This window comes from Testudinibacter sp. 'clade 2', from assembly GCF_006227735.1.
GTDB lineage: Bacteria > Pseudomonadota > Gammaproteobacteria > Enterobacterales > Pasteurellaceae > Chelonobacter.
Window position 1 is genome coordinate 1 of sequence record NZ_VDHB01000008.1, and the last position, 12,751, is coordinate 12,751.

Consider the following 12,751-nt stretch of genomic DNA (forward strand, 5'->3'; position numbering starts at 1 on the left):
CAACCATTTTGTCTACTATACCGGATTCTAAATATCAACAGACCCTATTGTTGTGACTATGCCTTTTTGACCAACGTTTTCAACTGATACAAATAGGTCAATGCCTGTTTCGGGCTGAGATCGTCGGGATCAAGCTGTTGCAGCATCTGCCACACCGCACTTTTGCCCTCGTCTTCTTCAACTAACGGTAGCTCCGCCTGCATTTGGCTCAGTTCACGCAACTGCTGTAGCTTGTGATCGCCGCTTTGTTGCGATAATCGTTCCAGTTGGTTGAGCTTCTGCTGTGCCAGCTTCAACACAGTTTTCGGCACGCCCGCCAATGCCGCCACAGCCAAGCCGTAACTTTTGCTGGCGGCGCCGTCTTGTACTGCGTGCATAAATGCGATGCTGTCGTTGTGTTCCAATGCGTCCAAATGTACATTGAATACGCCTTCGAATTGCTGCGGCAATACGGTCAATTCGAAATAGTGGGTGGCGAACAGCGTCAGCGAACGCAATTTTTTTGCCAACCATTCAGCGCATGCCCACGCCAGCGCTAAGCCGTCGTAAGTCGAGGTGCCGCGCCCGATTTCGTCGATCAGCACTAAACTTTTTGCTCCGGCTTGATGCAGGATATTCGCCATTTCGGTCATTTCCACCATAAAGGTCGAACGCCCAGAAGCAAGGTCATCCGACGCGCCGATACGGGTGAAAATCCGATCAATCGGACCGATAACCGCACTTTGTGCCGGCACGAAGCTACCGATATACGCCATCAGCACGATCAAGGCTGTTTGTCGCATATAAGTGCTTTTTCCGCCCATATTCGGGCCGGTTACCACCAAAAGATGCCGCTCAGGGCTGAGTTGCAACGGATTAGCAATAAACGGATCGCTCATCACTTGCTCGACCACAGGATGACGACCATTTTCAATCGCAATGCCGATCTGCTCGGAAAACTGCGGACAGCTGTAGTTCAAGCTTTGCGCCCGTTCCGCCAAATTGGCAAACACGTCCAGTTGTGCCAGCGTTAACGCCGCCAGTTGTAGCTCGCCCAAGTACGGTAGCAGCCGTTCAAACAGTTCATCGTACAACTGTTTTTCCAACGCCAGCGCCGCGCCTTTGGCTTTCAGCACTTTGTCTTCATAGGTTTTCAGTTCGGGGATAATATAGCGTTCGGCATTTTTCAGGGTTTGACGGCGCACATAATGTATCGGCGCGCGCTCCGCCTGTCCGCGACTGATCTGAATATAGTAGCCGTGTACTGCATTAAAACCGATTTTGAGGGTGTCAATGCCGGTGGCTTCACGTTCGCGTGCTTCCAGTTCGTCTAAGAATCGGGTAGCGCCGGCAGACAGCTCGCGCCATTCGTCCAGCTCGGCATGGTAGCCCGGCGCAATCACGCCACCGTCACGAATCAATAACGGCGGTGTTTCGACCAATGCCTGTCGTAACAGTTCGCATAATTCGGCAAAATCGTCGATTAAGCGGCAAAGTGCGGTTAGTTGTGGCGAATTGTGCGCATTGAGTTGATTTTTGATCAGCGGAATTTGTTCAAGCGCACTGCGTAAACGGGTGAGATCGCGCGGTCGTGCCGAACGCAACGCTACGCGCGCCAAAATCCGCTCCATATCCCCCACTTGGCGCAATAATGGTTGCAAATCAGCAATTAAGTCGTGCTGTAAAATGGCCGCAATCGCTTGCTGTCGTTTTTGCAGCTGGGCAATATCGCAAATCGGTTGATGAATCCAACGCTTCAATAAACGGCTGCCCATCGGGGTGACACAGTGATCCAGCACCCATGCCAGAGTATATTCGCTGCCGCCTGACAGATTTTGCGTCAGCTCTAAATTGCGTCGCGTGGCGGCATCAAGGACGATAAATTCATTGCTTTGCACCAAACTGATTGCAGTGATATGCGGCAGGGCGGTGCGTTGGGTCTCTTTGGCATAATGTAGCAGGCAACCGGCGGCACACAGCCCCAAACTGGCGTTTTCCACACCAAACGCTTTCAGATCTTGGGTACCAAATTGGCGGTTTAACAGTTGAAGTGCGGTATTCAACTCAAACTCCCAAATTGGACGCCGCCGTAAACCCCTGCGCCCCTCTAATAGCGCCATTTCGCTGAACTCTTCATCATATAACAACTCGGCAATGGATAGCCGTTGCAATTCCGCTTGTAGACTGGCTTGGTTGTCGTGTTCACTGATTTGAAAGCGCCCCGAAGTCATGTCTAATGTTGCCAAGGCAAACCGCACTTTATGTTGATACACCGCTGCAATCAGATTATCTTGGCGTTCTGGCAATAGGGCTTCGTCACTGACGGTTCCGGGCGTGACTATCCGTACCACCTGCCGTTCGACGGGCCCTTTGCTGGTGGCAGGATCGCCAATCTGCTCACAAATCGCCACCGATTCGCCTAAGCGTACCAACTTCGCCAAATAGCCTTCCACCGCATGATATGGCACGCCTGCCATCGGAATCGGCTGCCCGGCGGAACTGCCGCGTTTAGTCAGGGAAATATCCAGCAACTGCGCCGCTTTTTTGGCATCGTCATAAAACAACTCATAAAAATCCCCCATCCGGTAAAACAGCAAAATATCCGGATTTTCGGCTTTCAGACGCAGATATTGCTGCATCATTGGGGTGTGGGTAGAAAAACTGTTGTCTAATGACTCTTTCATCGGGTTGCCTTGTCTGTCACGGTGCTATTTAGAATAGTGATTGCAACGCTGTATAGCGCTATCAAAGAAATATAAAGGAAAAAATAATACTGAATCAGCAGCATATTATCAATTGCTTCTCGGTAAAAGTGCGGTTTGTCGAGCAGTAATCAAGTAAATTTTGGAACAGGGATCGAATTCTGTTTAAAAAGATCAAAATTTCACTTGATACTGTATAACCATACAGTATAATAGGCTGCAATTCTGATCAGAAAACTTGTTTAAATAGAGGATTTGGTATGGACGATAACAAACAAAAAGCACTGGCTGCCGCATTAGGGCAAATTGAGAAGCAGTTCGGCAAAGGCTCGATTATGCGTCTTGGTGATACGCAAACACTGGATATCGAGTCGATTTCGACCGGTTCATTGGGTTTAGACGTAGCGTTGGGGATCGGCGGTTTGCCGATGGGGCGGATCGTTGAGATTTTCGGGCCTGAATCGTCCGGTAAAACCACCTTGACCCTGTCGGTGATTGCCCAAGCGCAAAAAGCCGGTAAAACCTGTGCCTTTATCGATGCTGAACACGCATTGGATCCGATTTATGCCAGCAAACTGGGCGTTGATGTGAAAGAGTTGTTGGTGTCGCAGCCCGACAACGGCGAACAGGCGTTGGAAATCTGTGATGCTTTGGTGCGTTCCGGGGCGGTGGAAGTGATTATTGTCGATTCCGTTGCCGCCTTAACCCCGAAAGCCGAGATCGAAGGCGACATGGGCGACTCGCATATGGGATTGCAGGCACGTTTGATGTCGCAGGCGTTGCGTAAACTGACCGGACATATCAAAACTGCGAACTGTTTAGTGGTGTTTATCAACCAAATCCGCATGAAAATCGGGGTGATGTTTGGTAATCCGGAAACGACTACCGGCGGTAATGCGCTGAAATTCTATGCGTCAGTACGTTTGGATATCCGTCGTACCGGTGCGGTGAAAGACGGCGAAGAAGTGGTCGGTAGCGAAACTCGAGTCAAAGTGGTGAAAAACAAAGTGGCGGCACCGTTCCGTCAAGCGGAATTCCAAATTATGTATGGCGAAGGCATTTCGAAAAACGGAGAATTGATTGAACTGGGGGTTAAACATAAACTGGTGGAAAAATCCGGTGCGTGGTATGCCTACAACGGTGGTAAAATCGGGCAAGGTCGTGCCAATGCCATGAAATGGCTAGCTGAGCATCCGCAGGAGCGTGCAGAATTGGAAGAAAAGTTGCGTGTAGAGCTGTTGGCTCATCCAGAGCAAGGGCTGACAGAGGATGTTGAGGTTGCCGAAACGGATGATTTTGCAGCCGAAGAATAAGACGATATTGGTTTGCTGAAATCGTCTACCCTATACAAGTGCGGTCAATGGGCTTATTAAGCAGCCAATTGACCGCACTTTGCTATGTTGTGCCCGCATGAAAACAGATTTTGATTGAGCAGAGCAATTTTTTATTTTTCAACTCCCCAAAAAATAAAACTTTCAGGTATATTAAGCACGAGCATGATACGAGTGACGTTAGACAATTGACTTAAGGGGGGAAGATGAAACAATCGATACGCCATCAACAAATTGTTGAATTGGTGACACAGCGTGGTTATATCAGCACCGAAGATTTGGTGGCGGTTTTTAATGTGACTTCACAGACGATTCGGCGTGATCTCAACGAGCTAGCAGAACAAAATGTAATTCGCCGTCATCACGGTGGTGCCGCCTCTCCCTCCAACAGTGAAAACAGTGATTACACGGAGCGAAAAAGCTTCTTCTCCAAAGAAAAACAAGCGATTGCCCAACAAGTTGCCGGATTGATAAAAAATGGTTCTTCATTGTTTATTGATATTGGCACTACTCCGGAAGCGGTAGCTTATGCGCTGTTAGAACATCAAAACTTGCGCATTGTGACCAATAATCTGAATGCGGCACATATTTTGATGAGAAAAGCGGATTTTGAGATTACGATTGCCGGCGGCAATTTGCGTTCCGATGGCGGTATTATTGGCGAAGCGACCGTTGATTTTATTTCGCAATTCCGTTTGGATTACTGTATTTTGGGGATCAGTGCCATCGATGAAGATGGTGCATTGTTGGATTATGATTTTCATGAAGTGCAGGTGAAACGGGCATTAATGCAAAGCTCGCGTAAAATTTTATTGGTGGCGGATCACTCCAAATTCAGCCGCAAAGCGATTGTACGCTTAGCCGCCATTAGTGAAGTTGATATTTTATTGACTGATGCCCTGCCGCCGGAAAATATCGCGCAATTGCTGCAGCAGCACAATGTTAAACTGGAGCTGTGTTCGGCGTTGGCTGAAAATCCCGTGCAAAATGTGGAGCAAGTATGATTCTGGAAGCTTTTGATGATATTTATCAACGGGCTTGTCGACAAAAAGGCGGCGAAGTGCGGTTGCAACAGCTGCTTTGTCCGCTGCAATCGTCCCAGGCATTATTGGCAGTACCGGATCATCGTTGGTTGGCGGAATTTACGCGTAAGATTTTCCAGTCGGGTTTTGTTTGGCGGATTGTCGATCAAAAGTGGCAGCATTTTGAGCGCCTTTTCTGGGGCTTTGATATCGAAAAACTGCTGATGATGCCCGATGAACTCTGGGAAAAGAAAGCGCAAGATCCGAGTATTATCCGCAATTGGTCAAAAGTGGCAACGATTAAGCACAATGCACAAATGATCTATCAAGCCAATTTGGATGGCGGTTTTTCGCGATTAATTGCTGAATGGGATCCACAAAATATTACCGCACTTTGGCGCTATTTGAAGAAAAACGGGCAACGCTTGGGCGGCAATACCGGTGCTTATGCGCTAAGAGCGGTCGGCAAAGACACCTTCTTGCTGACCCACGATGTGGAAGCCTATTTGCGCAACCATCAATTAATTGAAGGCGGCATCCAAACCCAGCGTTCGTTTGAAGCGGCACAGCAAATTTTCTTGCAGTGGCAGCAGCAAAGCGGTCTTTCTCTCAGCCATATTAGCCAGATTGTGGCTTTCAGTATGGGGGATTGACGGAGGAGAGTGACTATGCAAATCCGCTTTCGATTTTTTATTTCTTTGTTAATCATTGGAGTGGTTGCCGGTCTGGTCGGCTTTGCGTTGACCGAATTAATGCATTTTGTACAGCATCATGCTTTCGATTATTCATTACACGGGGAAAGTCTGCCGTTTCGCTTAGGCGTGGAACAGGCAGCACCGAGCCGCCGTTGGTGGGTGCTGCTGCTGTGCGGCGTGTCGGTTGGTTTTGGTTGGTATGCGATTCAGCGCTACGGGGCGAAATTAGTCGGGTTTAAAGCGGCAATGGCTGCTCCGCAGCAGGGGATGCCGTTTTTCACTACGATTTCTCATGCGTTGCTACAAATTGTAACCGTTGGTTTGGGTTCGCCATTGGGGCGTGAAACCGCGCCACGCGAGATGAGCGCTGCTTTTGCCTCATTATGGATTCGAAAAATAAAATTAAACGATGACGATGCGGCATTGCTGATTGCCTGTGCTGCCGGAGCAGGTTTGGCGGCAGTGTATAACGTTCCACTGGCAGCCACGATTTTTATTTTGGAAACCTTGGTGGTGGCAATTAATGCCCGAGTGGTGTTTGCTGCCTTGCTTACTTCAGTGACTGCGACGATGGTGGTGCGCTATACCTTGGGCGATTTGGTGCAGTATCATCTGTCGAATCCCGAGATTAACCAGCCGCTGCTCTGGTTTGCGTTATTATTCGGTTTGCTTATCACCCCGTTAGTCAAACTGTTCCGTTATACCACCGCACTTGTACCGTTTTTGCCACGCACTGATAAGCGGATAGTGCCATTGGCGATGTTGTTATTCAGCCTGATCGGCGCAGTTGCCATTTTTTTCCCCGATGTGTTGGGCAACGGCAAAGCCGGTAATCAATTGGTGTTTGCCGGTTTGCTAAACTGGCATGAGGGATTGGTGTTATTGCTGATGAAATGGCTGGTGGTGTTGTTGGCATTGGCAGCAGGGGCTTACGGCGGCTTGATCACCCCATCGATGATGTTGGGCAGCATCTTGGCATTTTCGTTAGCATTTGCTTGGAACGCCTTTTTGCCATCGATTTCAATCGAAAGCGCCGCATTAATTGGCGCAGCCGCATTTCTGGCGATCTCGCTGAAAATGCCCTTGACTGCAATTGTGTTTGCTGTGGAGCTGACTCGTAGCTCAGCGGCAATGTTGCTGCCATTGGCGTTGGCAGTGGCGAGTGCTTGGATGGTGGAAAAATGGTTGTTTGATAAAGCCAAGACCGCACTTTAATGGTTTGAAAACGTTTAAAGTGCGGTTAAATACTGTTGATTAAGCTTGGCTCAGCATGCGTGGAAACAAAATATTATTTTCCAAATGGATATGTAACATTAAATCATCGATAAATTCATTAATGCCGGTGTAAAGCGCACGCCAAGTGTTGCAGGCATCATGTGGCGGTGTCAGGTTATCGGTCAATGATTTCAAAACCTCGACTTGCTGACCGGCATCATCGTGTTCATGTTCCATAACTTGAATCGGCATCTGCGCCATGGCATATTGACCGGCGTTGATCATCGGGAATAAAATTTGCTCTTCTTTCTGCATATGCTGGCTCAAATCGGCATGTATCTCTTTTAGCACCGCCGAAACGCCCATCGGGCAGTCTGGACGATCGCCGTGCACCTTTTCCACTTTTTCGGCTAAGAAAATCAACTCCGGCAATTGCTCGCGATGGCGCTGGTGAAAGCGGGCGATGATATGGTTGATAATCTCAGCATAGGGAGCCTGTAGCCAATTTTGTGACTCGTTCGGCTCTTGACGGTGCTCCAAGGCTGCCAAGCGTTGTTCAATTTCAGCCAGATTTAAATTTTTTACTTTTGCAGCAAAGCCCAGAGTATTGGCGCCGCCACAGCAGAAATCCAGATCGTACTCACGAAATAGTTTGGTGGCGCCGGGAATGGCAATGGCTAATTCGCTTAATTTTTTTTCTTGAAATGACATAGTATCCTCTCGGTATTCGTTAGATAGTAGGTGGTATAAAAGTTGAGTTAAATAGTAAGGTATTTTAATTTTAAAAACTGTATTTTTAATTCATCTTTTGATCTAAATCAAACAGAATACCTGAGATGAGGTAGGCTAACCGCACTTTCGCCTTGATATTGTCAAAAGTGCGGTGAGTGGTCGGTTATACTTTTTTCTTAACCGTTAAACCAGCAGGCGCTTGCGCGACCGGCATAATTTCTATCCGGTTGATGTTGACGTGCGCTGGGCGCTCAGCGATCCACACAATGGTTTCGGCAATGTCTTCAGCGCTCAGATAATCCACATTCGAATACAACGCTGCGGCTTTGTTATCATCGCCATGAAAACGCACTTTGGAAAACTCTGTGCCACCACACAGACCCGGCTCGACATTGCTGACCCGTACTGCGGTGCCGACTAAATCAGCGCGCAAATTTAGGCTGAATTGCTTCACGAAGGCTTTGGTGGCACCGTAAACATTGCCGCCCGGATAGGGATAGTCGCCGGCGATCGAGCCTAAATTGATGATATGTCCACGATTGCGCGCCACCATGCCGGGTAAAACCGCGTGAGTGATGCTGACCAAGCCGCTGATATTGGTGGCGATCATTTGTTTCCAATCAGCTAGATCGCTGTTTTGTGCCGCTTCGATACCTAGCGCTAATCCGGCGTTATTGACCAGCAGATCAATCTGTTGCCATTCTGGCGGCAGGCTTTGTAAGGCGCTTAATGTCGCCTGTTCATCGCTGATATCAAATGCCAACGCAAAACAATTCGCACCCAGCTCCTGTTGCAAGGCGTGTAACCGTTGCTGGCGACGGGCGGTGATGATCACACGGTGTCCACGCTGAATCAATAAGCGTGCGGTGGCGGCACCAAATCCGGCACTGGCGCCGGTGATAAGGGCTAACATAAGAATCTCCTTTTTAGGGTCTGTTGATGTTTGTGTATCACCAATATAACAAAAAGCGCAGACGGCGGTAAAAATTTTTGCTAAAAGAGTTGCTTTTATTCAGGTGATGTTGTAATTAATTAGTACAGAAAATTTAATCACACAACATTCATAACAACAGCAAAATAATTAAGGAAGCAATATGCAAAACGTGGGTTTTATCGGTTGGCGCGGAATGGTGGGTTCGGTCTTAATGGATCGCATGCAACAGGAACAGGACTTCGCCTATATTAATCCGGTGTTTTTCACCACCTCGCAAGCCGGGCAACCGGCACCGAGCTTCGCCGGCAAAGACAGCGGTGTCTTAAAAGATGCGTTTAATATCGACGATTTGAAGGCACTGGATATTATCGTCACTTGCCAAGGCGGCGATTATACCAACGAAGTTTATCCGAAACTGCGTGCTGCCGGTTGGAACGGTTATTGGATTGATGCAGCGTCGGCGCTGCGGATGGAAAAAGATGCGATTATCGTGTTAGATCCGGTCAATCAACATGTGATCCGCGACGGTTTGGCGAAAGGCGTGAAGACCTATGTCGGTGGTAACTGCACCGTTAGTCTGATGTTGATGGCGTTGGGTGGCTTGTTTGAGCGTGATTTGGTGGAGTGGGTTTCGGTTGCTACTTACCAAGCGGCAAGCGGCGCCGGCGCTAAAAATATGCGTGAACTGCTGGTGCAAATGGGCGAATTGCGTGATGTGGTGCAAACCGATTTGGCGAACCCGGCCTCTTCTATTCTGGAAATTGAAAGAGCGGTCACCGACAAAATGCGTGGCGATTTGCCGATTGAAAATTTTGGCGCACCATTGGCTGGCAGCCTGATTCCGTGGATCGATAAATTGCTCGACAGCGGTCAAACCAAAGAAGAGTGGAAAGGCTTTGCCGAAACCAATAAAATTTTAGGTCTGTCCGACAGCCCGATTCCAATCGACGGCTTGTGTGTGCGTATCGGGGCGTTGCGTTGCCACAGCCAAGCGTTCACCATCAAAATGAAACAAGATTTGCCGTTGGCCGAGATCGAACAGATTCTGGCATCACATAATCAATGGGTGAAAGTGATCCCGAACGACAAAGAGAGTACCTTGCGTGAATTGACACCGACCAAAGTCACCGGTACTTTGAGCGTGCCGGTCGGGCGTTTGCGCAAATTGAATATGGGGCCTGAATATCTGGCGGCATTTACCGTCGGCGACCAATTATTGTGGGGCGCTGCGGAACCATTACGCCGGATTTTACGTCTGTTAGTGGCATAAAAGACAGGCGACTTCGATTAGAAGAGTAGCGGCGGATTATATATCCGCCCGATCCGCACTTAGTACGTCTTCATTACAAATTAAATGCTTCTATAAACGGGAGGATATTCAATCCTCCCCTACTCTGCCTCATTAATATCTTGCCGATTACAGGTCATTACATGGAACGAGAACCGCACTTTGGGCAGTTTGCGCTGAGAACATTGAAACCGTTTGCCGAACAATTTCCGTTGCAATACCTCGACGGGCAGCGTGGCTGCAAAATCGCCTATCGTTTTTTTGAACACCCAGCGCAGGATTTGGGGGCGCGCAAACTGATGCTGTTGGTCAGCGGTCGAGCGGAAAATGTCTTGAAATGGACGGAAATCGCCTACGATTTTTATCAGCAAGGCTTTGATGTGCTGGCGTTTGATCACCGTGGGCAGGGTTACTCACAGCGGCTGCTGCGCGATCCGGAAAAAGGTCATATTGACCGTTTCGATTACTATCTTGATGATCTCGATGCGGTGCTGCACAGTGTCAATCAGCGTTATGCCTACCAACAACAGGTGATGTTGGCGCATTCAATGGGCGGTTTGATTGCTACCTTATATTTAGCCAAATATCCGCATCAATTTGACAAGCTGATCCTGAATGCACCGCTGTTTGCCTTACCGCTGAAAAATCCGCGGCTGGATCCGATTTTGGTTAGTTTGATGATGCTGTTGGGGCAAGGGCAGCGCTATGTCTTCGGGCACACTGCCTATAAACCGATCAATCCGGAACATAACGATTTGAGTTGCTGCAAAACCCGCATGAAATGGCATAATCGTATCAATCGACGCTTTCCGGAACTGCATCTGGGCGGACCGACTTTTCGCTGGGCACACCTCTGTTTACTGCAGTTTAATAAACTGCCGCGTGCAATTGGCAAAATTCATCTTCCGGTTCTGCTGCTGCAAGCGGAAAAAGAGGTGGTCGTTTCCAATCGACAAATTGAAGACTACGCCAAATTGTTCCGCAATTTGCGCCACGAAATAATCCATAATGCCAAACATGAAATTTTGTTTGAACGTGATCCGATTCGAACATTGGCAATGGAAAAAATTAGCGATTTTTTAGGATAAGATCGTACGGTATCGGTTAACTGCTTACCGATGAAATCAGCAACATCAGCCCTAGCCCACATAAAATCAGCCCAATGATACGATTGACGATACGTTGTTGTTGTAACAACCGTTGCCGGATTTGTGGTGCGGATAACATCATTGCGACGGCAGCAAACCACAGCAAATGCGCCAGTGACATAAAGGCACCGTAGCCGATTTGTATCAAAATCGGCGTGTCGGGATTGACGATTTGGGTGAAAGTGCTGAGCACAAACAGCGTGGTTTTTGGGTTGAGCGCATTGGTGACAAACCCGTTTTTAAACGCCTGTTTATCGCTTAAAACCGCACTTTCTCCGTTCAACTCAAAGGCAACAGGGCGATGGCGAAAAGTTGCAATGCCAATATAAATCAAATACATTGCGCCGAACGTTTTGACCAGATTGAACAGAACCGGCGATTGTGATAGCAAGGCGCTGACGCCCAACAGCGTGTAGCCGACATGCACCCAAACCGCAGCGGCAATGCCGACGGCAGTCAGAATCCCCGCTCGTTTGCCATACAAATAGCTGTTGCGGGTGGTCATAGCGAAATCGCCACCGGGGCTGATCACCGCTAAAATCGTGATAGTGGCGATTGCTAATAATTCTGTCATATTGCTTTTCTCGGTATTTTTTATTAATAAAAACAGTTGAAATAAACGCCTGTTTTTTATATCGTGCCATCGTATTATTAGCTTATTTTGTCCTGTTTTCAGATAAAATAAAATCGAAATATTGTCATAAAAGTGTGAGATTTTGGAACAGATTAAAGCACTGCCGCTAAATGCCGTCAAATTTTTCTATTTCGTTGCTGAATCCGGCAGCTTAAGTGCTGCCGCCGAGCAGCTGCACGTTACCCATGGCGCAGTCAGTAAACAATTGAAAATCTTGGAGCGGCATCTCGGCGTGCCACTGTTTTTAAAACAGGGACGCAATCTGGTGTTGTCAAACAGCGGTACGATTTTATATCAATGTTGCCGTGAATCGTTTGCCGGATTGGAAAGTGCGGTTCAGCGCATGCAACACCGGCGCCGACAGGAGTTGGTGATTTCGTGCGAGCCGACGCTGGCGATGAAATGGTTGATCCCCAGAATCAGCCGATTTCAGCAACAATATGATTTTAATCCGGTGATTTTGGCTGCTGGTGGTGCGGTGGATTTCCAACGGCAGGGCATTGATGTGGCAATTCGGCGTAATGACTTTCGTTGGTCACCGCAACTTTACGCCGAAAAAATCAGCGAGGAGCAAATCGGTTTGGTGCAGCGTCCGCAGTTAACCCAATTGAAAAAACTTCACACTCATACCCGCGAGCAGGCGTGGCAAAACTGGTTGCAGGTCAGCGGGTTGGAGAATTGCCGCTATCAGGGCGATATTTATTTTGAGCACTTTTATCTTTCGATTCAAGCAGCGATTGCCGGCATGGGCGCGGCGATTGCTTCGCGCTTTATGGTGCATGATGAAATCGAACAAGGGATTTTACAGGCGCCGCACGGTTTTATTGCCGACGGTTCCGCGTACTATCTGCTGTCGCAAACGGCATTTGCAACCTGCAGCAATAAAACCGCGTTTTTACACTGGCTGAAAAAAGAGATGGTTTAGGCAAGATCAAAGTGCGGTTGCAAACCGCACTTTAGACTGCTGACAAAGGTTAAAATACACGATTAATGTTGTAACTGTAGGGGGCGATTATATATCGCCCCGAACCGCACTTTGCATTTTTCCTTTATTGATTAAGTACTTATGCC

General features: G+C 48.2%; 11 protein-coding genes. 7 read left to right on the forward strand and 4 right to left on the reverse strand.

Annotated features, from left to right (window positions below; translation table 11 throughout):
• Positions 1 to 56: 56 nt before the first annotated feature.
• The gene (gene mutS / locus FHQ30_RS01200; protein WP_139612025.1) at positions 57 to 2,663 is read right to left on the reverse strand and encodes a DNA mismatch repair protein MutS; all 2,607 of its coding nucleotides are present in this window, start codon (positions 2,661 to 2,663) and stop codon (positions 57 to 59) included.
• A gap of 278 nt (positions 2,664 to 2,941) precedes the next feature.
• Here mutS and recA point away from each other — a divergent pair, with 278 nt between their 5' ends.
• From recA to FHQ30_RS01220, 4 genes are all read left to right on the forward strand, one after another.
• Entirely contained in the window at positions 2,942 to 3,994 is a 1,053-nt protein-coding gene (gene recA, locus FHQ30_RS01205; RefSeq protein WP_139612026.1) for a recombinase RecA, read from the forward strand.
• Between the two features lie 224 nt (positions 3,995 to 4,218).
• Positions 4,219 to 5,016, forward strand: a complete 798-nt coding sequence (locus FHQ30_RS01210; protein ID WP_139612027.1) for a DeoR/GlpR family transcriptional regulator — start codon at positions 4,219 to 4,221, stop codon at positions 5,014 to 5,016.
• On the forward strand, positions 5,013 to 5,687 hold the full coding sequence (locus FHQ30_RS01215; protein WP_139612028.1) for a DNA-3-methyladenine glycosylase I: 675 nt from the start codon (positions 5,013 to 5,015) through the stop codon (positions 5,685 to 5,687). The genes FHQ30_RS01210 and FHQ30_RS01215 overlap by 4 nt, the downstream gene beginning before the upstream one ends.
• A 15-nt stretch (positions 5,688 to 5,702) precedes the next feature.
• Positions 5,703 to 6,944, forward strand: a complete 1,242-nt coding sequence (locus FHQ30_RS01220; protein WP_139612029.1) for a chloride channel protein — start codon at positions 5,703 to 5,705, stop codon at positions 6,942 to 6,944.
• Positions 6,945 to 6,983: 39 nt separating this feature from the next.
• Here FHQ30_RS01220 and ytfE read toward each other — a convergent pair whose 3' ends face one another.
• Positions 6,984 to 7,655, reverse strand: a complete 672-nt coding sequence (gene ytfE / locus FHQ30_RS01225; RefSeq protein WP_139612030.1) for an iron-sulfur cluster repair protein YtfE — start codon at positions 7,653 to 7,655, stop codon at positions 6,984 to 6,986.
• A 184-nt stretch (positions 7,656 to 7,839) separates the two neighbouring features.
• A complete protein-coding gene (locus FHQ30_RS01230) occupies positions 7,840 to 8,589 on the reverse strand; it encodes an SDR family oxidoreductase (protein ID WP_139612031.1) in 750 nt (249 codons plus the stop codon).
• A 181-nt stretch (positions 8,590 to 8,770) separates the two neighbouring features.
• On the opposite strand from FHQ30_RS01230, the gene asd reads away from it, so the two are divergent.
• Both asd and FHQ30_RS01240 read left to right on the forward strand, forming a co-directional pair.
• Positions 8,771 to 9,880: an aspartate-semialdehyde dehydrogenase gene (gene asd, locus FHQ30_RS01235; RefSeq protein WP_139612032.1), complete on the forward strand. Its 1,110-nt coding sequence runs from the start codon at positions 8,771 to 8,773 to the stop codon at positions 9,878 to 9,880.
• Positions 9,881 to 10,041: 161 nt separating this feature from the next.
• On the forward strand, positions 10,042 to 10,986 hold the full coding sequence (locus tag FHQ30_RS01240; protein ID WP_139612033.1) for an alpha/beta fold hydrolase: 945 nt from the start codon (positions 10,042 to 10,044) through the stop codon (positions 10,984 to 10,986).
• A 16-nt stretch (positions 10,987 to 11,002) separates the two neighbouring features.
• Here the strand turns inward: FHQ30_RS01240 and FHQ30_RS01245 are convergent, their stop codons facing one another.
• Positions 11,003 to 11,620, reverse strand: coding sequence for a LysE family translocator (locus tag FHQ30_RS01245; protein ID WP_139612034.1), 618 nt, complete (start codon positions 11,618 to 11,620; stop codon positions 11,003 to 11,005).
• Positions 11,621 to 11,762: 142 nt separating this feature from the next.
• On the opposite strand from FHQ30_RS01245, the gene FHQ30_RS01250 reads away from it, so the two are divergent.
• Positions 11,763 to 12,605 carry a LysR substrate-binding domain-containing protein gene (locus FHQ30_RS01250; RefSeq protein ID WP_139612035.1) on the forward strand — a complete coding sequence of 281 codons (843 nt, stop codon included), beginning with the start codon at positions 11,763 to 11,765 and terminating at the stop codon, positions 12,603 to 12,605.
• The last annotated feature ends 146 nt before the right edge of the window (positions 12,606 to 12,751 follow it).